The organism is Citrobacter sp. wls711 (assembly GCF_005281055.1).
GTDB lineage: Bacteria > Pseudomonadota > Gammaproteobacteria > Enterobacterales > Enterobacteriaceae > Citrobacter > Citrobacter gillenii.
This window is the reverse complement of the sequence record NZ_SZXC01000007.1, coordinates 421,983-444,133: the sequence shown is the minus strand read 5'-3', so window position 1 is coordinate 444,133 and position 22,151 is coordinate 421,983. Positions and strand designations below refer to the sequence as shown.

At 48.9% G+C, this 22,151-nt stretch carries 14 protein-coding genes; 5 read left to right on the top strand and 9 right to left on the bottom strand.

What is annotated here, in order from left to right; genetic code table 11:
* The 8 genes from FDW98_RS04015 to FDW98_RS03980 form a co-directional block, all read right to left on the bottom strand.
* Positions 1-549, bottom strand: a 549-nt coding sequence (locus FDW98_RS04015; protein ID WP_137398739.1) for a retention module-containing protein, incomplete at its 3' end; no start/stop codon positions are given.
* Positions 550-1,031: 482 nt separating this feature from the next.
* Positions 1,032-1,373, bottom strand: coding sequence for a tryptophan synthase subunit beta (locus FDW98_RS04010; RefSeq protein WP_096758167.1), 342 nt, complete (start codon positions 1,371-1,373; stop codon positions 1,032-1,034).
* Positions 1,374-1,390: 17 nt separating this feature from the next.
* Positions 1,391-3,334, bottom strand: coding sequence for a LapD/MoxY N-terminal periplasmic domain-containing protein (locus FDW98_RS04005; protein WP_096758166.1), 1,944 nt, complete (start codon positions 3,332-3,334; stop codon positions 1,391-1,393).
* A gap of 9 nt (positions 3,335-3,343) precedes the next feature.
* Entirely contained in the window at positions 3,344-4,036 is a 693-nt protein-coding gene (gene lapG / locus FDW98_RS04000) for a cysteine protease LapG (RefSeq protein ID WP_096758165.1), read from the bottom strand.
* Between the two features lie 77 nt (positions 4,037-4,113).
* Complete coding sequence (locus tag FDW98_RS03995; protein ID WP_137398738.1) at positions 4,114-7,200, bottom strand: glycosyltransferase; 3,087 nt, start codon at positions 7,198-7,200, stop codon at positions 4,114-4,116.
* Positions 7,201-7,310: 110 nt separating this feature from the next.
* Positions 7,311-8,402: a 4Fe-4S binding protein gene (locus FDW98_RS03990; RefSeq protein WP_096759465.1), complete on the bottom strand. Its 1,092-nt coding sequence runs from the start codon at positions 8,400-8,402 to the stop codon at positions 7,311-7,313.
* Positions 8,403-8,619: 217 nt separating this feature from the next.
* Positions 8,620-10,008: a diguanylate cyclase gene (locus FDW98_RS03985; protein ID WP_096758163.1), complete on the bottom strand. Its 1,389-nt coding sequence runs from the start codon at positions 10,006-10,008 to the stop codon at positions 8,620-8,622.
* A gap of 91 nt (positions 10,009-10,099) precedes the next feature.
* On the bottom strand, positions 10,100-10,732 hold the full coding sequence (locus FDW98_RS03980; RefSeq protein ID WP_137398737.1) for a LysE family transporter: 633 nt from the start codon (positions 10,730-10,732) through the stop codon (positions 10,100-10,102).
* A 525-nt stretch (positions 10,733-11,257) separates the two neighbouring features.
* Between FDW98_RS03980 and FDW98_RS03975 the strand changes: the two genes are divergently transcribed.
* The 5 genes from FDW98_RS03975 (at position 11,258) to yahO (ending at position 20,299) form a co-directional block, all read left to right on the top strand.
* Complete coding sequence (locus tag FDW98_RS03975) at positions 11,258-13,330, top strand: CHAT domain-containing protein (protein ID WP_197737704.1); 2,073 nt, start codon at positions 11,258-11,260, stop codon at positions 13,328-13,330.
* The gene (locus tag FDW98_RS03970) at positions 13,327-17,139 is read left to right on the top strand and encodes a hypothetical protein (protein ID WP_096758160.1); all 3,813 of its coding nucleotides are present in this window, start codon (positions 13,327-13,329) and stop codon (positions 17,137-17,139) included. Before FDW98_RS03975 ends, FDW98_RS03970 begins: the two co-directional genes overlap by 4 nt.
* Entirely contained in the window at positions 17,120-18,451 is a 1,332-nt protein-coding gene (locus FDW98_RS03965; protein ID WP_096758159.1) for a hypothetical protein, read from the top strand. Before FDW98_RS03970 ends, FDW98_RS03965 begins: the two co-directional genes overlap by 20 nt.
* The gene (locus FDW98_RS03960) at positions 18,444-19,898 is read left to right on the top strand and encodes a C25 family cysteine peptidase (protein ID WP_096758158.1); all 1,455 of its coding nucleotides are present in this window, start codon (positions 18,444-18,446) and stop codon (positions 19,896-19,898) included. The genes FDW98_RS03965 and FDW98_RS03960 overlap by 8 nt, the downstream gene beginning before the upstream one ends.
* A gap of 125 nt (positions 19,899-20,023) precedes the next feature.
* Positions 20,024-20,299, top strand: coding sequence for a DUF1471 family periplasmic protein YahO (gene yahO, locus FDW98_RS03955; protein WP_096758157.1), 276 nt, complete (start codon positions 20,024-20,026; stop codon positions 20,297-20,299).
* A 48-nt stretch (positions 20,300-20,347) separates the two neighbouring features.
* On the opposite strand, the gene prpR is transcribed toward yahO, so the two are convergent.
* The gene (gene prpR / locus FDW98_RS03950; RefSeq protein ID WP_096758156.1) at positions 20,348-21,943 is read right to left on the bottom strand and encodes a propionate catabolism operon regulatory protein PrpR; all 1,596 of its coding nucleotides are present in this window, start codon (positions 21,941-21,943) and stop codon (positions 20,348-20,350) included.
* Positions 21,944-22,151: the final 208 nt, after the last annotated feature.

The following is a 22,151-nucleotide window of genomic DNA, read 5'->3' as shown; positions in this document are numbered from 1 at the left end:
GTCACTGTCGGAATCCGAGTCGCTGTCGGCATCACTGTCAGAATCCGAGTCACCGTCCGAGTCTGAATCTCTGTCTAACAGAGTGAGTTCTTCGCGAGGGTCGGTATCAGGAAAATCAATACCGGTCGTTGGGTAGCCTGCAGTGGGATCGAGAATTTCGCCCGTAAGATCAAGGATGACGTGTGTATGCGAACCTCCGCCGCTTGATCCGGGTTGTCCTGCGGGTTGTGGGCCTGCTGCGGTTGCTTCCAGAATCTGCGTCGGGTCCTGACCGTCCTCAATGGCCTGTTGTATCGCGGCGATGTCGGTATGATCTGCGTCAGGATGCGTATCAGGAGAAAGGCTGGAACTGTCCCAGTGAGTGTCGCGACCCAGAGCAAGCGTTTTGCCATTCGTCAGAGAAATCGAAACGGCCCCGGCGGCACCGGTCTTAACCTGTTCGCCTGCGAGGATATGATCCCCCTCGACAAGGACGCGCCGGCTTCCATCTGGTGCGATAGCGAAAACCTGTCCAATTATTGTTTTTATTGTTCCGACTATAGCACTCATGGTACTTCCCCTTAATCTTTACGCGATCCCGATCATCGACTTGATTGTTTCATGTTCGTTGATGCTATTAACGCGCTGGCCGGGTGGAACCTTATTAGCCCGGTTTGATTCTTTGGACTGTCTAAAACAACAATGTCCACAAATAGCTTGTGTGCAGGAGTTTATAGAGAATGATAAAGAACGCGTATTATTGTCCGACAATTCAACGATTATACAGACGATATAATAATATGATGGCGAGGCATATTCATTGATGTTAACAAGTTTTTGTTAGTTTTTCATACAACATAAAATCGATATTTTATCATTGAAATCATTTGCATATGGCCAGCTATGCTCTTTATATATGAGAAACTACTATTTCTTGTAGGTGCTTATTAATCCACCAGAACGAGAATGCCCGGTTAGTAGTTCATTATCTTGCATTCAGGCGAAATATAATATATCCGCCTGAATAGCTCCGTGGTGTATAAGAAAATGCGTTAAATTAACCGGTCTTCGTCATCACCAATCAAATCTTCAAGGCCGCCGAGTTGGCGACGTGCTTTAGCCCTGTTGAACATTTTGTTCTGCGCTGCTGGCGGAAGATCGGTAATACTGATCACCCCTTTACTTATCAGGACATCGATAAGGTCTTCGAGGACTCGCACCATATCGAGATCGCTTTGCTGTAGCTGGTGTAGCGTAGCGGTACGCAGGGTATTCGCTTTCAACCATTCCGCTATCTCGGTGGTTGTTTCTGCCGTTTGCTCTGTCGCTTCAGGAAACGAAGCCTGCTCGACTCGCACGATCCGTCCCTCACTGTCACGTTCAATAAAAAGCATGGCTGTTCTCCTGAAGATTATTTGGTGAGGGCGATGGCATCGCTGAAATAACGTCCCATTGCGCCATGCAGACCCATTTTTTCCAACACGGCGAGTTCGCCTTCCGTCTCGACGCGTTCGGCGATTAACGGCAGATTCACCTGGCGGGTCGCCCAATAGATGGCCTCAATAAAGAGTTTCTTATCTTCTTCCCGATCGATATTGCGAATATATCCGCCATCAACTTTAATCCACGCCAGGCCCCATTGCGGCAGGTTACCGACCAGGTGGAAGCGTCCACCGAAGTGCTGGATCCCCAAACGACAGCCCAGAGCGTTTAATTTTTGCACCAGAATACTGACGAGCTCAGAATTCGGTAGCTCGTTTTCATCCAGTTCCAGCGTCAGTCGCTCTGCAAGATGGCGGGCATTTTTCAGCGGTTGCAGCAACACATTAATACTCTCTTCATCTGCAACGCTTTCACCACTGATACTGAGCGCCATTGCCTGAGGGCTTTTTTCCATGGCGCTAAGCGTTTGTTGAAGCATCACGATATCCATCCGGCGACTGAGCGCCAGGCGGTGAACCCAGGGCATAAAACGACCCGCAGCGATGGTCTCTCCGTCCTCCGTGGCGATCCGCGCCAGAATTTTGTGGTGCAGAATACGCTTTTTATCGTTGCATTGAAAAACGGGCTGGGAAAACAGCACAAAAGCGTTATTTTCCAGAACGGTTTCCAGGCGCTGGCGCCAGTGATAGCGATCGTCGTCGTTTTCTACCGCGAGCGAGGTCTGGTTATTGACGAAGAGACCCATTGCGTTTTCCGCCCTCGTCAGCGCCAGATCCGCCTGTAACATCACAGCCTGTGGTGTATCGCCAACGTTGAAGGTGATGTGTGACATATGTGCCACAGGCGTGACGTCACTCATGCCGGTTTCATACAGCGTTTTTAATTGTGCGCTGACTTGAGCGAGCAGGCTATCCATCTCTTGTGGCAGGATAAGGGGCGCGATAATTGCAAATTCACCTCCGCGAACGCGGGCAAGAAACCCTTCGTGGCGAAAGAACTGTTGTTGCAGATCATTCAGAATACCGGCGATGGCGATTAACAGCTGGTCGGCGTTGTTACCGCCGAGGCGCTGGTTAAGGCCGATAAGATCCTGGACGCGTAACAGAATCAGGTGTCCCGACAGATGCTCTTCATCGCTCAAGCGCGATTGCAACTGAATATCGAAGGCGCGACGGTTGTTCAATCCGGTCAGGCTATCGCTGTAGGCTTCCTGGCGCAGGATTTCTGTACGCGCGGCTTGTTCGCTAAACAGTGCTTTAAGCTGCGTGACCATCATGTTTGTGGCTTCAACCACCCGACGAAGCTCTGGTGTTTTTGGCAAGGCCGGAAGATTGAGGAATTCGCGGCGGCTGATGGCCGTTGCCTGCCCGACAATGTAGTTCAGCGGCTGCAGACGGCGACGCAACATGAACATGGCGCCCAGAAGGCAAAGCAGGCTGCACGCGCTGAGCAGCAGAAAGCTGGCGACCAGACTGTCCCACAAGCGCGTTAGCGCAAAAACGGGATGGCTAACCACTTCAACGCGGGCAACCTGTGTCCAGCCCCGCATCACGACGGCTTCGCCCTGGCCTGGATTCAGGCGTACCAGGCGCACAAACCAGTTGGGAGCATCGGTGCTTTGCGGCGTATTTTTTCTTTCAATCAACGGCTTGCCTGTTTTGAGATCAATGACCTGGATGCGGTAAAAATAGCCACTGTCAAAAATGGAGTTGACCATCAATTCCGTCATGACAGGATCGTCAATATTGGCGGTCAGCGATAATCCCAGAGCCGTCGCGGTGTCCTGTGCGTGCGCACTCAGTTGGTTATGATACTGATCGCGTGAACTCTCCAGCGTGACATAAAAACTGCCGCAAAAGATAACCAGCGTAAACAGACAAATACCAATGAGTAGCTGTTTATAAAGAGACATGGCTACTTCCTATTCATTAATTTCAAATCCTTCTGCACGCATTTTGGTGAGAAGATCCTGCCAGCGTGAAAGTCTTTTACTGTCGCCGACGCGTTTACTTTTTCCCGCTTGCGGAATCCATAATCCCTGTTCATTAAAAGAGTAAACCGGGAGCAGATCGTTTCGCTGCGTTGCGGGCAAAACGGCGGTTTTTAAATTATCCAGAATCAGGGGCGTCGCATCAGGCGTGGCATACCAGGCAACAACCATATGCGCCTGATTTAACTGCAATGCTTTTACGTAGATGATGCGTAACTGGCGGGCAGGCACTCCCATTTCACGCAAGGAAAAATACTTCGCCAGTGCATAATCTTCACAATCGCCAGCGCCTTTACGTAAAAATTCAATGGGCGTCGCCCAGTAATCTTGTTGACCCCAGACGGTAATATCATCGCGAAAACGCATCCGGGAATTAAAAAATTGGTTTACGCGGTTGAGCGTATCTTTAATGTCACCCTGCGGTGGACTTTTTAGCAATGCCGCCCACGCATCGATCTGACGTTGTGCCGTGGCCGTTGCCGGACCATAAAGCTGCTGGCTGCGGGCATTGATAGTATTAAAATTCCATCCAGCGCTCAGCCCGGCAGAGCACGCAAACAGCAGCGCCAGGCCGATAGTCAGCCAGCGTTGCCAGAGTGTACGCCTGCCAGGACGATCGTTCACGCGCGTCCGTCAGCCCGTTGGAATACAGTACAATATTGAACGAATGGCTCTCTCCTGCACAATAATTTCGTCAGCATTTATGGCCTATCTTGCCGTGGGGTATCTTCGCCTAATGACTGAATCTCCTGCCACCATGTTTGCCAGAGTCGGGCCACCTGTTTTTCGGAAAAATGGGCCGCGTGACGTTGGGCATTTTTTTGCATCGCTTGTAATTTTTGCGGATCGCTCAACAGGGTTACCAGGGCATCCGCCAGCGCCTGTTCATCATCCGGCTTGACGAGAATGCCAGCCCCGGAGTCTTGCAAGAGATCGCGTGGGCCATATTTAATATCAAAACTGACCTGCGGCGTACCATAAGCTAACGACTCCAGCGCAAAAAGAGAAAAGCCTTCATGGTTAGAACATAGAACAGAACAACTGGACCGGCGATGGATCTCAGCCAGATCGGCAGAAAAACCATGTAGATGAATATGACGTTCCAGGCCGTGCTGTTTTACCCATCGCGAGAGTGGTTCTTTTAACGGTCCGTTTCCCCAGGTGTGCAGCGTTGCCGCGGGTACTTTTTCCACGACGAGAGCAAAGGCGCGAAACAGCAACTGGTGCTGCTTTTCCGCTGAGTAGCGCGCCATAAAGAGCACCTGCTGCGATGCACTTTTTTCCCACTGCGTGCTCGTCAGCGCGCCGTCCAGATGATGGGGGATTGTCCGCAGTCGGTGTGCGCCGGTGATGTCCTCGGCCAGGTCAGCATGCTGCTGCTGCGTCAAAACCAGGATACGATCGAGCCGTGTTTCATCTTCCCACAGGTGACGGTATGCCTGTTTATAGCGCCCATTGTCCAGACGATGGGTTGAGTGAATGACGGCGGTCATAGTGGCACGCAGGGTCTTTTTGGGCGCAGAACAGACAAACTCTCGCCACGCCAGATTCTTATCGACCAGGAAGTGCCAGGTCGTTTCCTTGTCCAGATTGTGTTTGAGCATCGCCGCCGCAAATTCACCTTCAGACGCATAATGCTGCTCATGATGAGCAAAACAGAGCTGGAGCCCGGTGAGGGATGCTGCGCCCTCGACGGTGCGGTAGGTTCGGCGCAACATGATCTGACCGGTCTGTGGATGGACAAAGTCTTCATGGCTGATTTGACCCTGAGCATCGGCGTAGCGTCGCGCTTCAATTCTGCCTGCGGTGTCCCGGCGGGTTTTAATCAATGTTCCCGGGAGGTGGTTGGGAAGTGGGCGTAACTCCGCGCGTGCCAGCATGTCGGGTAACCAGTCATAGACGGTCAGCGCCGCAACCGGTTCTGGCAGCTTTCCTGTCTGATATAACGCGGTGACGGTGGAAGCTAATGAGGGGTTCCAGCTTGAGATAATCACCATCGGCTTGATGGCGAGCTCACGTATGAACAATGCGCAGCGGCGTATTGTTGAGATTTCAATCCCATTCCCTTCGTGGCGGAAATTACCACCGAGAAAGACCAACTGCTGCTTGCGTGTTGGGGCTGGCAGGGCTGTTTTTTGTGCGCCGCTCTGTAAATATTTTCGATAAGCCACATACCCCGAAAGGTAGTGTTCGACGTCATCAATTCGTACCCGATAACTGTGATGACGTATGAAAAAACTGCCGACAATTTTTTGCGGGTTTTTGAAGAACATTGCCAGTTCAGGCCAGAAAAAACCGTTTGCCAGATAACGTGCGCGGGACTCCAGCGCGCGGTAGAACGTCTGCAAATCAAAATCCGCCAGCAGATGCTGGTAGGCGTCATCCGCAGCCATGCGAGCGATCATTTGCTGTGCCGCCATCATTAGCTCGAGCAGCGTCGGGTAGGTGGTGATTCTGTTCAGCACAAAATCGAGGTGTCCACGAACGTTCTCCAGTCCGAAGCGATAATAGCGCTCCTGAGGGCGATAAAGCGTCAGCTCATTGACGCAATAGCTTAGCCAGTGGTCATGCGCCTGCCAGTGTTTTTGGGCGATAAAATAGTCCATTGCCCGCTCGACGGTTTCCAGCCAGCGGGGCGCTTTCGTCAGACCATACAGACGCATAAGCGCAAAAACGACCTCTCCGTCATAGTAAATAATCCGGTGTTCGGCCTTCAGGGATAAATCCGCAGCGTGCAGAACATGACAGAAACCGCCGGTGTCGCTGTTCTGCATAAAGCAGATACCGTTGGCCAGCCGCTCCATTTGCGGGATATAACGCCGGTTTCCCGTCAACTCGGTATATTTCGCCATAGCCAGAATACACACGGCATTCCCGCCGAGCTTAATTTCGTCACCGGTATCAACCAGAAAATCCGCTTCACTGCCGTCGGGCAGAGGGTAGGTGCGAATTAACGTTGTCGTAAGGTCGCGCAGCGCACGCTCTATAGCGTCAAACTGCGCTTTACTTTGCGTGATCTCCCAGCCTTCAAGCAGGGCGTAGGTTGAGCTGGCATGGCGCAGGGCATTATAGGTTGGGATCGCGCGGTCGAAGCAGGGGAACCAGCCGTAATGGTAGCGGCCAGATTTCTGCACCTGGTGTGCCAGATAGCGACTTGCTGACTGGATCATCGGGTCCAGTGCATCTTGCCATGACGGGAGCTGGCGATACCCGGAATGTTTGCCGCGAGACTCAATGGGCAGAACCTGCTGGCCATCGCTAAAAACGCTGCGGGTAGTAAAACGCCAAATCTCCTGAGCCGAATCGTCAGGCCATTGCAGATCGATACCAAAGCGTTTTCGGGAATAGTTCGCCAGATTTTTGTCATTCGGGGTCGCCACGCCCTCCGTACCCATATACAGAAGCGCGTGGGCGGCGATCTCTTGCTCCAGGATCGCCTGTTCAAACGTCGGGGTGAAGCTCAGCCCAAAGCGGAAGTAATTGCGCTTTGTTTTGCGTAAGGTGTTTTGCAGCGCGTCCCAGCGCAATGTTTCAATGTTGTTCACGACATCTACACGGAGCCAGATGGGATCGATAGATGCCTTCTGACACCAGCGCTGGAGCGCCTGGGCACCGATAAGCCAGGCGTCATCCAGCGAGTGACCGCGGGCTATTTCGGTATGCGCGCGCTCATAACCAGTACTGACGCTAAAAAAGATTACGTAACCCGGAAAGGGGGCAGCGAGCGCGGTATGATGTAATTGCTCTACCCTTGGTCGGGTTTGCGCGAGGAGTTGGCTCAGCGGCATTTTCAAACCTTTTTTGCGCGGACAAGATCCTGTTTTGCATAAGATAACACTATGTGCAATTGCATGGGTATTCTGTGTGCTTATCAAAAATAGTGGGTGATCGGTAAACGTTAATGCCCGATCATCCTGGCTTTCGGTATCAGTTGGAAATACATGTGCTCCGGTACCGGCGTCTGCCAGACGTTGGCATACATCGCATAACCAATGACGGCAAATAAAATACCGAGCAGCAGTAGCGTCATTCCCCATCCTGGTAAAGCGACGCGTTGCCACCACGGTTTAGGTGCGGCGTTGCCGGTCGGTCTCTGCAGTGAAAACGTCAACGTTGAGGCGACCGGGCATGATTCAACGCAGGTCATGCAGCCGGTACATTCAACGGTGTGAACCTGAATAAGCCTGTCCACCGGAATGTTTGACGGGCAGTTCTTCGCACATTTTCCGCAGTCGATGCAGCTGTCTGCATTACGGCGGATTTTAAATGGAGAGAGCAGGGAGAAGAGGCCGAGCAGGGCACCATACGGGCATAAATAGCGACACCAGGCGTTACGAATAAACAGGCTCATGATGCTGATAATCGCCACGAAAACCAGCGTCGCCGAGCCAATATGGCGGAAGAAATCGAGCATCTTGACGTCGATAATCATGCCGTAGGCCGACATCAAAAAGTACTGGATCCCCTGCGCGGGCATCGACAGGGCAATATACAGAAAGAAGCTCAGCAGCAGATATTTCAGGCTCAGCAGCGGCAGATCCAGCCAGCGCGGCAGTGTGAAATGGCGGCCAACAAGTTTTTTACCCAGATTGCCAATCAACTCTGACAGCGTCCCCACCGGACAGAGCCACGAGCAGAATGATTTTTTTAACAGCAGACTTATCAGTATAAACGCGACGAGCAGCAGCATGGAAGCGGCGTGGATCGGCGGAAGGTATCCGGTTTCCAGCGTATACCTGATGTTCATCAGCCCGGCGATAGGCAGCCACCCTTCAATCCCTCCCGGTCTGGGAATATACACGCTGGTGCCGCCGGTCTCAAAATAGCGGACCCAGTAATAAAAGGTCACGCCAATATAGATATTAATCGCCAGCAGAAGAAACTGGGTGGCTCTTCGCCAGGTGCTGGCATTCCGCCAGTCATTCCATGGCAGTTTTCCTCCGGTGGTGCCTGGACGGCGCTGCCAGCGTGTTCTCTTATTCCCGTTCATGATTTTATTATCCCTCATCGTTTCCTTCCCGCATTCAGGAGGACGCATCACCGGGATATGCTAACGCGATAAAGATATCATGTATTTGATTTGCATCTTATTCGGCGGCTGTTATTTTGCGCCAGGCAAAAGCCCTATTAAAAATAACAGCACGAGTATTAACACGGGTCAGATAAATACCCTGAAGGGGGTATTTATTTCTGCGGAAAGGGAAAAGTTATTCCTGATAGGTTTCGACGCGGTTACGGCCACGGCTTTTTGCCAGATACAGCGCACGGTCGGCTTTATCCACCAACTGTTTGTAGTCCGGATGGTAGTCATATTCGGCGATACCGATACTGACGGTAATTGAGAAGGATTCCGTCGCCGAGGCCGCCATGCGCAGGTCGGCAATCTTCTTACGCAGGGTGTCCAGAATAATACTGGCCTGTGAAACCTCTGACTCGACCAGCAGGATCATAAATTCTTCACCGCCGTAGCGGAAAACGTAGTCGCTGCTGCGGATATGCTCATAAATCACCGCCGCCACGCTTTTCAGCGCCATGTCGCCGGTGTTATGCCCATAGTTGTCGTTGATTTGTTTGAAGTAATCAATATCTAACATGGCCAGGGTGAACGGCTTGCGCGCCTGTAATGCCAGCGAAATTTCGCGGCGCATAATGGTTGGGATAAAACGGCGGTTAAGCAGTTGGGTCAGCGAGTCTTTACCATTTTCCTGTTTGACCAGCGCTTCAAACATCGAAGCCAGAAGGTAATGAATTTTTGCCGACAGCTGGCGCACGTCCTGCAGTAAGCTCATCCGTACGGCTTCTGCGGGTTGTTGTAGATTCAACAGCGTCTGGGTCAGACGGCCATCGATTTCTGCAATCGCCGATTCCATTTCGGCAAGCAGATTGCTGTTGCCGAAAATGTGTTTACCTTTATGGGAGAACCACATCCCAAAATCGGAGTTCGCCAGAAAAACCAGATCTCCAACGGGTAATCCGGTAGCAATGTTGTAGATGAACTGGTTTTCCCAGTCGGTAAACGAGCGGATTTGCCGCTCGCGCTCGACGTTGACGTCGTCATAAATCGTTTGCAGGCGATACTGTTCTTGCGTGTTCAGGGAGTTTTGATAGCCAGGCGAATAGGAGACGGTCATCGCCTCCAGTGCGGTATCCATCGCCAGGCTACTGAAACAGATAGCGTCACTCAGCAGGTGAGGTGGGTAGTCTGCTTTCTTTTTCAAGACCCGATACAGTTCATCCTTTAGCTTGCGTGCGCCGCGATTCACCAGATCGATGGGCAGGCCGATGCGCGCATGCACCACGCCGATCTCGCGCTGTTTGGCCAGTAACTGTGAGAGGTCTTCCTGCGCACTGCCGAGCACGCTGCGCAGCCAGTCAAACATACTGCCGCTAAGCCGCGTGCTGACTTGTTCGGTATTCAGGAACAATGCGCTCTCGACATGGGAGAGCATATAGTCATAAAACACGGTGACTAAATGGCGGATCTCCTCATCGCTTAACGAGGTCAGAAGGGTATGGACCTCAGGAGACGTCTGGCGCAACAGCGCCTGCCATTCAGTCAGAAGTAATGTGTCGTTTGCAGGGGCAACCTGTTCCATCTCACAGCCACTCAAAATACAGTTAAAAAATTCAGGCGGTATTACGGACAATTACGTCACGATGGTCAAGCGAAACTGTGCTTCAGGTGCATTAACGAGGGGTGATGCCTTCATAAATCAGCCTCAGGGCGAAGGCACCGATAATGGCTCCGATCACCCGGCTGGCAACCCGATGGATCCGTCCATACGCACGGCGCACGGTGGGTAAAGAAAACGCCTGGCTGAGAAAAATACGCCAGATAATGGAAGACAACACAATCCCCGCCCACGCCATCAGTCTTGCCCAGGTTGGCGTGTCTGCACTTAACGTGACCGAGAAAATACTAATAAAAAACAGCACGGTTTGTGGATTGGATAAATCCGTTAATAGCCCGCGACGGAAGAAGACATACCAGGGAGCACTGAGCGGTTGCTGTAACGTTGGCATCTGTGGCGTCGCGTGATGTCGTATGCTGTTCCACGCAAACCACAGCAGATAGGCGCCGCCGACAATTTTAATCAGTGAAAATATCTCTTCACACTGGGTAATTAGCGTCGCCATGCCGAACAGTCCGAGGCCAGAATAGAATGCATCGCCCAGCGCCACGCCCAAACCGGTCATCACACCCGCGCGGCGTCCCGATGTCAGACTGGTTTGCACCACCACGAACAGATTTGCACCGGGATTAAAAAAGGTTAATACGAACAAACTGACGGTCAGTACGACGGCGTGAAGAGGTTCCATAAGCAACATATCCTACGTTTTATTCAACAATGTTATAATATTTATACTAATTTTATAAAGTTGAGATATTGCTCACAAAGAATCAGTATTGTTCTTTTTCGTATGATCTTCCATAAAAGGCATTATCATTTCCTGTCTGAGAATAATATGATAAATGCTGTAAATTCAAACCACTATTTATCTTTCTTTAAATATTTTCTGAAAGAGTAGACAAAAAATCACACAGCAGCTAAATAATTAGTAAGGATAATATTTATTCTTTCTTAAGAAAGATTGTTAAATTATTTTTTCCTTAATGCTTTGGTATGATTTTATGTGTAAATAGTCAGTTTGTTATTTATTCCTAAGATAATTCGAGTTGCATGAAGGAACGTAGTTGATGCACATGCAGTTTGAAGTATGACGGGTATAGATGGAAAGAATGCTTAGTTACATCATAATTAAAAGATACATCAGCCCGAATAAATGCGGGTAAAAGTTATTACATCCGTTCTGATATTTATAAAATAATGTTAAAGGTGGATAATGGCTGATTACTCAGAATTAGAATTAGTTATTCAGCAGGCCTTCAATGGGAGTTTTCTTGCACATGCGAGGAGACGCCTGAAAGAAGGCGATAGCATTACACCAATTGTTTCCATTGCTTTGGAACCTGCGGATCCAAGGTTCAGGGATCCTCGCAAGTGTGGGGCACTTCTGTGTCAGGCATTATTCTCCCCTATTGAATTACGTAGCGAGTTCATTAAAGCGCGGGAACTTTCCAAAGAACGAGGACTACCGTTAAGAATTCGTCTCCGGATTGAGCCATCAGCAGAGCGATTACATGGAATTGCATGGGAAACATTGACCGATCCAGATACGCCGTTTGGCACTGAAGAACATGCGCTTTTAGGTGAAAGTAAATGTGTTTTTTCACGTTACCTTTTTAGCCGTGATTTTCGTTTACCAAAGCTACGTAGCCAACAGGGAACAAATGCCCTAGTTATCGCTGCAAATCCAGTAGGGCTAAATGAAACATTTGCCCCAATAGCCGCCAGTGCCATCATAGATGTCGCTCGGGATGCGATGAGCCCACTCAAAGTACACACTCTGCCAACAGATCAACCTGCGACGCTGAACGCCCTTGCTAATATGATGGAGACGCATGCCGTTGATATTCTCTATCTGGCGTGCCACGGTTCTCGCAGCCAGGGGGAAGCTATTTTATGGCTTGAGGATGAACAGGGAAATGCGGCGAGGGTTACAGGGGAAACCTTTTCGCACTGTATTGCCGGATTGGAAAAACCGCCGACGTTAGTGGTGCTCTGTTCATGTCTGAGTGCGGGGAGCGGTTCTGCAGAAAGTGATGCGTTGATGGCAGTAGGACCCTTATTAGCCAGTAAAGGCATCCCTGCTGTACTGGCTATGCAGGGTAATTTTTTGTTAAACACAGCCGCAAAGTTTATGCCTACATTTTTTTCTCAACTCAAGAAGCACGGTGAGGTTGATCGGGCAGTGGCGTTTGCACGCGCTGAAATTATTAATGAGCCTGATTGGTGGATGCCTGTGGTATTTACCCGACTAGACAATGCGAGAATATGGTATCCACCCGGATTTGGCGGCGATGATAAAAATCAACAGGCATGGGATCCTATTATTGATAATTTAAGAGATGAGAAATGTACACCGATTCTGGGGTCAACACTGAATGAAGCATTATTTGGTTCTCGTAGAGAGCTTGCACGTAACTGGGGAGAAACCTATGGTTACCCGCTGGACGACCATGATCTTGATGACTTACCTCAAGTTGCTCAATTTCTGGCGGTGACGCGGCAGGGAAAATTCCCTCAGCATGAATTTTATAAGTCAATCTATCGTTTTATTCTCAAACAACATGCTTCTGAAATTCCCGACCAGTTAAGGCGGTTGAGTGATGCACAGATACTGGAAAAGCTTAACAGCATTATCTCGCTTGTCGGGAAACGCTTTCGACAAAATAATCCGGACGATCCACATCGTGTTCTGGCCGGTTATCCACTACCCGTTTATATCACGACCGACCCCAGTGATTTGTTGATAGATGCGCTGAGGGAGGAAGGTAAAACACCTAAAGTTAGGTTATTCCGCTGGAACCATGCTGCTGAAGTATGGGATAAAAATAATGAAAAAAGAGATGGTCGTGCTACTGCAAATAAAGCTACGGTTGATGCACCTATCGTGTTGAAACTATTTGGTACTTTAGATGTGCCCGGGACGTTGGTAATGACAGAAGATCACTATTTCGATCATCTTGCAAAAGCATCGACCAGCAATGTTAGTTTACCTTCAATTGTTCGCAGTCGGTTAAATGATAGCGCCCTGTTGTTTATTGGTTTACAAGTTGATTCATGGGAGTTTCGCGTCCTTTTTCGTAGCTTGTTACAGCTGGAAGGTAAAGACTTACGTGACGATTACCAGCATTTTTCAGTACAGCTTGATCCTAATAGTCTTTTAGATGCCGTAAGTGCTCGACGATATATTGAGAAATATCTTCAGACGAAAGCATCATTACGATTGTATTGGGGGGACACTGAAACATTTATTCGGGAATTAAATAAAAATTACCGGAGGCCATCATGATATCACCGTACGTGGGGCCTGGACCTTTTGGGCCAGAACAGATGCTGTTTGGCCGTGATAATGAAATTGAAGAACTGCATAATCGCCTGATTGCCGACCGTATAATTGTTTTGTATTCGCCTTCTGGGGCGGGTAAGACCTCACTTTTACAAGCGAAGAATGGATTGCTTCAGCGTTTTAAGGAGCGGTTTCATCTTCTCCCTATTCTGCGAATCTCCGGTGGCGTACATCATTCTCCTGTAAAGGGGATTCTGGAACAGCTTAGTGCTAGCGGATATGGTGAATGTAGTGACGGTGACTCGCTTGAAACCTATTTTGAACGATTGCTTAATGGTGGGGATGGAATAAAACGAGTTTTAATGGTCATTGACCAATTCGAAGAGGTATTTTTATCAGAGATAGCGGAGAGGGATCGTGAGGCTTTTTTTACCGATTTAGGGAATGTTTTAAGTCGCTATAGTAAAAATGTATGGCTTATACTTAGTATGCGTGAGGAGTATTATTCATGGCTGGATGATTATCGTGATTTAATTCCGACAGGACTTGAATGCAGAGTTCGATTGTCACTTTTATCCTTTGAACAGGCGATTGAAGCAATACGCGAACCAGCCAAAATGTGTGGCATTATGTTGCCTGAGGATGATGGAAAGGATGCCGCGGAATATATTGTCGAGGAACTTAGTAAGTTTCGTAAGCGTATGGACGGTGAAATAGCAGTTTACCAAGGGACTATTGAACCGGTATTACTTCAGGTTGTGTGTACTGAAATCTGGAATGACCTCAGTGTTGGGGGGAGGTCGATTCAAGAAATACGAATCGCCGACGTACGACAGATTCAACTTGATGCTATTTTACAGAACTATTGTGAAGAGGTTCTGGAATATGCCGCCAGCAACCTAACTCGTGGTAGATGTTTACGTGAGTGGATCGAACACAAACTGTTAACGCCAGGGGGGTTACGCACGCCTGCAATGATTGAGTCTAGTGATATAAATGCCCCTCAACCTGATGAACTGGAACATTTAGTATCTCACCACTTGATTCGAAGGCAAATAAGGGAAGATGGTGACTGGTATGAGTTATCTCATGACAGCTTGAGTTTGCCGATTAAACACAGTATTGAAAAATGGCGACAAGAGCATCTTGCTGAGTGGCAGCGTCTTGCATCGCAATGGCATATGAAGGGGCGGCGTAAGGACTTTTTCTCAGCGTTACCTGGGAAGTTGAGATTATTTCCCCGGCGAATGCGGATTCTATCATCAAATTCTAATAATACAGAAAAGCCATCGGAGATAGAGAGTGCATTTATTGATGCTTACCAGGATTATTCATATTCCTGGTGGTCAAAAATAGCAGTATTATTCCTGGCGCTGGGATTTACGATATGGTTTGCAATTGATAAACATTATAGTCAGTTATCGGCAGCAGAAGATAGATTTAAAGCTCAACAGGAAATTTTCAATAAACAACAGAAAATCGCATTGCAAAGAGAAAAAGATACCTTGCAAACGGGGTTGTTGAACATATTGGGTGGACGAACCAGTCTGGAGTTACGGGCTCTGGCTGCGGCTACAGGGGCTCAGTTCCAACAGGCATCACCCGATGGCGTACGAACTGAGTATCGGGGACTTTTAGCAAATATATTATTTGATAATCGATATATTTTATCCGTCGAATCTCCAGATAATGATAAAAGCAAAGTGGCCGCTATAAATGAAAATTATCGTGTTATCGCCCAGATTGGCGAAACAAGAAAAAATATTCAGATTTTTGATAAAACTGACCATTTATTGTGGGGCATTAATTCGATATCATTTTCAACATTGCCTGTGAGTGATGCCCGTGTTATCGCTTTAGTGCGAGCACATTACCTGGCAATTGGCGATACGCAAGGGAAGGTTGCGCTATGTGATATTCGTCTCAAAGAATGCGTTGCATTAATGTTGGAAACACCAGAACAGAAGCCTGTTAATGAAACGATTCGTGGGATGTCCTTTTCCGATGATCTTCTGGTTGTCAGTTATGCAAATGCTACCATTTCTGTATGGCGTTTGAATACCCAGAACAATTTGTCATTGATATCTATTAATAAGCGGGATAAAAAGGATTCTGCGAAATCAATAATTAATGCTTTAACGTTTATTCCCGGAAAATCATCAATTTTGGATGCTGGACATTCTTCGCAAAGTATTAAGATACTTAATGTGGATGGTGAAAATATCAACGTCAAGATATTACCACCTCCTCCGCGTCAGGTGATAAGTTCGATAAAGGGTGGGGAGATAATTTATTCAATTGCAGTTAGTCATGATGGTAGGTTTGTTGCTGCAGGGAATCGTGCGGGAAATATTCATTTTTGGGATGTGACTACACTGTCGCAACCAAAATATATTAATACTATAAAAAATGCGCATGAGGATGTGGTGTCGCAAATTAAATTCCTGCAAGATTATTCACTTATTTCTGCGGGGTGGGATGGCCAATTGAAGCGCTGGTCAGGGTTGTCGTTAGCAGATAAATCTGCATCATTACCTCAGGCGGAAACATTACTGGGACTACCGCACCAGATTACCAGTATTGCCATTCGTACGGACGAGCGGGAAGCATTTGTTACCACAGAGAAAGGTAGTGTATTAAAAATTACGCTTGCAGATGGGCATCATCCTTTTGGGGTGTTTTATCCAAATAGTGGCCGTTTGGTCGGATTTGATGAGACTAAAAATGGTACTCAGCTTAACTGGATTACGAGTGGACGACTGGAATCCATCCAGCCAGAGGGCGCACAGAAAAATGGTTTAAAACCTCAGGTACGTGCAGTCTTAACTGATGTTGAACACTTTGCTAGTGCCAATCAGGCGGGGATTATTTTCATCCGTCGTGGTGAGGTATTAATGGCTTTGCGCCGTGACAGCAGTACACCTCAGGTTGTTAAAGGGGTTAACTTTTCGCCGGATGAAAAAGTTCTGTGGATGAAAGTGAATGATTCTGCATCTCTTTTTATGATCGATCGTCAAGTGAATAATAATAATAAACTACCGCGCTTATGGGTTTTATCTCCTGATACGATGAGTGCCGTGGAGTGTTTGCATTCTATTCCTACTGGATTTCGTGCCAGGGAGCAATTTTCTGGATTTCGTCCACACAGTCAGGATTTCCTCTCTATAGATACAACGAATGATAAAATAACGTTGTGGCAAGCAACGGCATCTGATGCACAAGGGTGTCCAAAATATGTGGAGAATACTTCACTGCAGAATGCTGCTTCTCCTCCTTTGGCTTTCCCCTTACCAAAATATACGCTTAACTTTGCTTTTAGCCCTTCCGGAGAACGAGTTTATCAGGGGAATTATCTTGGCCAGATTTACCCTATAGCTATTAAAGAGGGACCACAGCGTCGCGAATTAATTAAGGATGACTCTACTTCTATCTCCAGGACCCTGGCAGTTTCATTAGAGAATACGGTTGCAATGGGGGATAGTAAGGGGCGGCTCTGGCTTTATTCATCCAACACCATGCTACCTATTGAAATTAAACAGCAATTCCATCATTCAGAGATTACCGCTCTTGCTATTTCATCTGATGGTCGCTGGATGGCATCGGGTTCACAAGAAGGTATTGCTCTGTGGGATCTACGAATTGATACCTGGATTCAACGGGCGTGCGAGCTTGTACCTGAAAAAACATTTTCAGACGCCCAAAATAGCATCTATTTTCCGGGGCTAAATAAAACGGTATCGCCCTGTGAAAACCGTGGCGAAAAGATGACTAAGTTTCAGCTGGAGAACAATCATGCCCTGGCAAAATATTAATAATTCGCAAACAGGTTATTTTCTGCTTTCGGTGGATGAGCAGGGTAAGGAAGCAGCATCTGATGTTAACAACAAAGGAGAATGCGTTTCTGTACAAGTTCTCAATACAGTTAAATATGAGACGATCACCGATCTTTTTCTCTGGGCACATGGTTGGCAGCAAGATCCTGAGCGGGCAAGTAGCCAATTTGACTCGTGGATTGAGGCATTTAATACCTGCTCGCCGGATCGCCTGCGGGTAGAAGCGACAGTTCCTCGTTTTCGGGCGCTGCATGTTGGGTTCCATTGGCCCAGTCTGGCCTGGGCTAATGAGTCGCTAAAAACAGTGCCTTTTGGTGGTACGGAGGGGTTGTCTAAAGCGATATGGGTTGAACAGTATGCGCAAATGCTGGGGAATGCACCGGGTGTTCGTCAGGCAATCGAAAACCTGTTTAACGTCATTAGTATCAATATGTGGATGGATACCTTACCAGATGACGTTTGCCGTGCGTATCTTGAACTTAATGAGGCGTTAGCCCTGGGGGAAGAGGGTTGTGACGGCGATGGTGCTGCGGATCGTCATACTTTTGATCCACGAGCAACCGTTAACTCGACGTCTGAGTTTGATAATTTCGCAATCGGGGGTATAGGCGATGCTATTCTGCTGCCGCTTAGGCAACTGACATTCTGGTCGATGAAAAAACGTGCGAAGGTAGTGGGTGAAAATGGATTGTATCCGTTCATCATTGCCCTTCAACGCGCCGCGCCTGCGCTACGTATACACCTGATGGGGCATAGCTTTGGCTGTATTGTCGCGAGTGCGGGAATCGCTGGGCCGGGAGGTAATACCCCATTGCTCCGCAGCATTCAATCTTGCGTATTGGTGCAGGGAGCTATGTCAATTTGGGCCTTTGCACCTACCAATGCGTATACCCCAAATACATGTGGGTACTTTCATTCCATCATTGCGGACAAAAAGTTGTCTGGTCCCTTAGTCAGCACGTTTTCTGCTTTTGACTATGCTGTGGGACGTCTGTATCCCTGGGCTGCGGGGGTTGCGAATCAAATAGCATTTGATCAACCAAGCAAAAAGCCTCGCTATGCTGGGATTGGTACGTGGGGGATTCAGGGGATGGCTAATGATAAGCCGAGTCCGATGCTGGAGGTAACAACAAGATATACATGGGGAAATTCTTCCTCTGTCTACAATATTGATGGTGGAAAATACATCCGCAAAATTGACGGTATTTCAGGCGCTCACAGCGATATTGGCGGACCAGAGGTTGCGCATCTGATTTGGCAAACGGCTTATCCGGAGGTTGATAATGAGTGAAAACCAACAACTACCGCTGACGTTTGGCGTTCATGCGACAACCGGAAAAACCCTGGAATTGAAGCCAGGTGCAGAGTATATCTCCCAAATGTTGACTCAGGAAAAAATCCTTAGACAGGTGATAGGCACAAATATTGTACCGGGCATGGATGTTTTTGGGGTACCTTTTGATGTTAATCATCAGGACCTGAGCGAAGCAGGCTGGGGAATTATCTTTGCTGCCGATGTTGATCCTCAACCATGGTTAGATGCTCTGGAGCCACTGATTACGCAGCGCCGGCTTGAGGCCGGCGATCGGTTTCAACTCTTCTCTGGCTCACATGGCTACCGTAAAGGCGAAAGTGCCAGCGCTTGGTTGAATCGACACGGTGCTGCGTTAATGATGATCGACCCTGCACAGGGAGTACCTTATTACTTGACAATTATTGGGCCTCCCACGCAGGTGCCATTTAGTTTTCAATATTCGCTGGATATTGTGGCTGCCGTTGGCAGAATTGATTTCGCGAGTATCACCGAGTATCAATTCTATGCCTCAAGTGTGGTTAACTGGGAACGTGACGCCAGTCGCTATACGCGGCGAATTATCGATTTATTTGCCACGTGTCATAATTTTGACCGGGCAACCCAATTGTTTACTAACAAGGTTGCAGCTCCATTTACTTCAGGTTCAGAAAAATATCCTCCTTTGGGTGAAAAATATGGATATCAGATCAATGCCCTGATGGGGGCCAGTGCCACGAAAGATAAACTGAAACAATCCATGTGCAATGATTCTGGTGCACCTTCGTTAATCTTCACTGGTTCACATGGAATGGCTTTTAATGCTGATGACCCCCGGCAGCGGATCTGTCAGGGGGCGATAGTCTGTCAGGATTGGCCGGGACTAGGTGAAATTGATGAGCGACATTGGTTTTCAGCGGATGATGTGCCCGAACAGGCTTGTTTACATGGGGCGATACATTTTTTCTTTGCTTGCTATAGCGCGGGGACACCGCAGTTTGATGACTTTAGCTTTGAGTCTCCCACTCGAGCGATTGCTCCTGAGGCGATGAGCGCCCGACTCCCACAAAAGTTAATGAGCCTTCCTCAAGGCGGTGTTTTAGCTACGTTGGGCCATATTGATCGTGCCTGGTCTTCAAGTTTTCAGACACCCGAAGGCGTGGCTCAGACGCAGGACTTTAAGGATGTTATCTCTCGATTATTGGCCGGGGAGCGGGTGGGGCAGGCCGTCGATCGGTTTAACAGCCAGTGGGGTATTTGGAGTAGTGAGCTTGTGACTGCACTACTGAAAATTGATGGTGGCATGGCAATGAGCGATGCTCAGATCCTGTCACTGAGAACGCAGCGCGATGACTGTCGTAATTATATCGTGTTAGGTGATCCTGCTGTTCGTCTTAAGCCCGAACCCGCTAACATAGCTTTGCCAGGCCAGGTATTGCCAGAATAGTTAAAATGATGAGTCCGGGCGACTGGATTTTTTTCTGAACATCAACTAATTATTTAATCAATCTGAACAAGTTATCCGTTCTGAGATTACGATGATGGCATATATAAAAAACTTGGAGCTTTTATATGAAAACTGGAATTAAAGTACTTATTGGTGCGTTAGCTTTTGTCGTTTCCAACGCCTATGCCGCGGAACTGATGATGAAGGTCGATTTTGATAAGGTTGAGTCTCAGTACACCAAGATTGGCACGATTTCTACCAGCAACGAAATGTCTGCCGCAGACGCTAAAGCAGACCTGATTAAGAAAGCCGATGAGAAAGGCGCAGACGTCCTGGTATTAACCTCCGGTCAAACGGACAATAAAATCCATGGCACGGCTAATATTTACAAGAAAAAATAACGCGCTGAACTGAAAGACAAACAACCCGCAGGTCATCGGACCGGCGGGTTATTGTTTTAATCGCCGCCAGAATGTGGTTCTACTGATACCTAAATACCGTGCGGCTGCGGTTTTATCGCCATTACATTGCGCCAGCACCTGCTGCGGTGTCAGTGATGATGCCACCTGAGGAGCTTCGGAGGTAACGGCTAGCTCCGGTAACAACTGCTGCAAAAAATGGATGTTCAGTTCAGGTTGCGGTTCCACGCTCAAAAACAGCGCCAGACGCTCCATCATATTACGCAGCTCGCGAATATTCCCCGGCCAGCCATAATTGAGCAGCGTCTGCTGGCTCAGCCCGAGTCCCTTACGCACCGTATCAGAAAACGGCGCGTCGAGTTCCGCCAGTGACTGTTTTAAAAATCCCTCTGCCAGCGGCAGGATATCGGGCAGGCGCTCGCGCAGTGGCGGCAGTGAGAGGCGCAGAATGCTCAGGCGATAAAACAGATCGGTTCGAAACTGGCCCTGTTTCATCTCCTGCTCGAGATGACAGTGGGTGGCGCTGATCACCCGCACATCGACCGTGATCGGCTGATGCCCGCCCACCCGAGTGACCTCTTTTTCTTCCAGCACGCGCAGCAGTCGGGTCTGTAACGGCAGCGGCATTTCACCGATCTCGTCGAGAAACAGCGTCCCGCCGTGGGCAATTTCAAACAGGCCCGCGCGACCGCCCCGACGAGAGCCGGTAAACGCGCCATCTTCATAGCCAAACAGCTCCGCTTCCAACAATGATTCGGTAATAGCCCCGCAGTTAACGGCGACAAATGGCGCTGAGGGCTTGCCACGTCGAGAGTCCTGACGGGTGAAATATTCCCGATGAATCGCCTGCGCCGCCAGCTCTTTCCCCGTCCCGGTTTCACCCTGAATCAGCACCGGTGCGCGCGAGCGGGCGTACAGCATGATGGTGTGGCGAACCTGCTCCATCTGCGGCGAATGACCGCGCATATCACCCAGCGTATAGCGGGTGCGTAGCGTATCGCCGCTGGCGTATTGCCCGTTGCGTCGGAGCGTCAGGCGGGTCATATCCAGCGCATCGCTAAAGGCCTGACGTACGGTGGCCGCCGAATAGATAAAGATCCCGGTCATCCCCGCTTCTTCCGCCAGATCGGTAATCAAGCCCGCGCCAACCACCGCTTGCGTTCCGCCGGCTTTCAGCTCGTTGATCTGCCCGCGCGCATCCTCTTCGGTGATATAGCTGCGCTGCTCCAGGCGCAAATTGAACGTCTTTTGAAAGGCGGTTAATGCGGGCAGTGTTTCCTGATAGGTGACGACGCCAATCGACGAGGTTAGCTTCCCGGCTTTCGCCAGCGCCTGTAGCACGTCGAATCCACTGGGTTTTATCAGGATCACCGGAATCGACAGGCGGCTTTTCAGATACGCGCCGTTGGAACCTGCGGCGATGATGGCATCGCAACGTTCGCTGGCGAGCTTCTTGCGGATATAGGCCACCGCTTTTTCAAAACCCAACTGAATTGGGGTAATGGTTGCGAGGTGATCAAACTCCAGGCTGATGTCGCGAAACAGGTCGAACAGGCGCGTGACGGAGACCGTCCAGATAACCGGTTTGTCGTCATTCATGCGTGGTGGAAGATGTGTCTCAGCCATCGCTAACCCCAAAATTAAAGAACCGAATATTGGGTTTAGTTGTGTTTCATAAATGTTGCAATGAAACGTTCAGGCCGGTTTCATGAAACGTGTGCTGACACGCTTTTGTGCGACAAAAATGCAGAGTAAAATTGTAATTAATTGTTTTAAAATAGGTAAGTAAAAATAACGCACTCAATAAAGGCGTTGGCATACCCCTTGCTTTAGG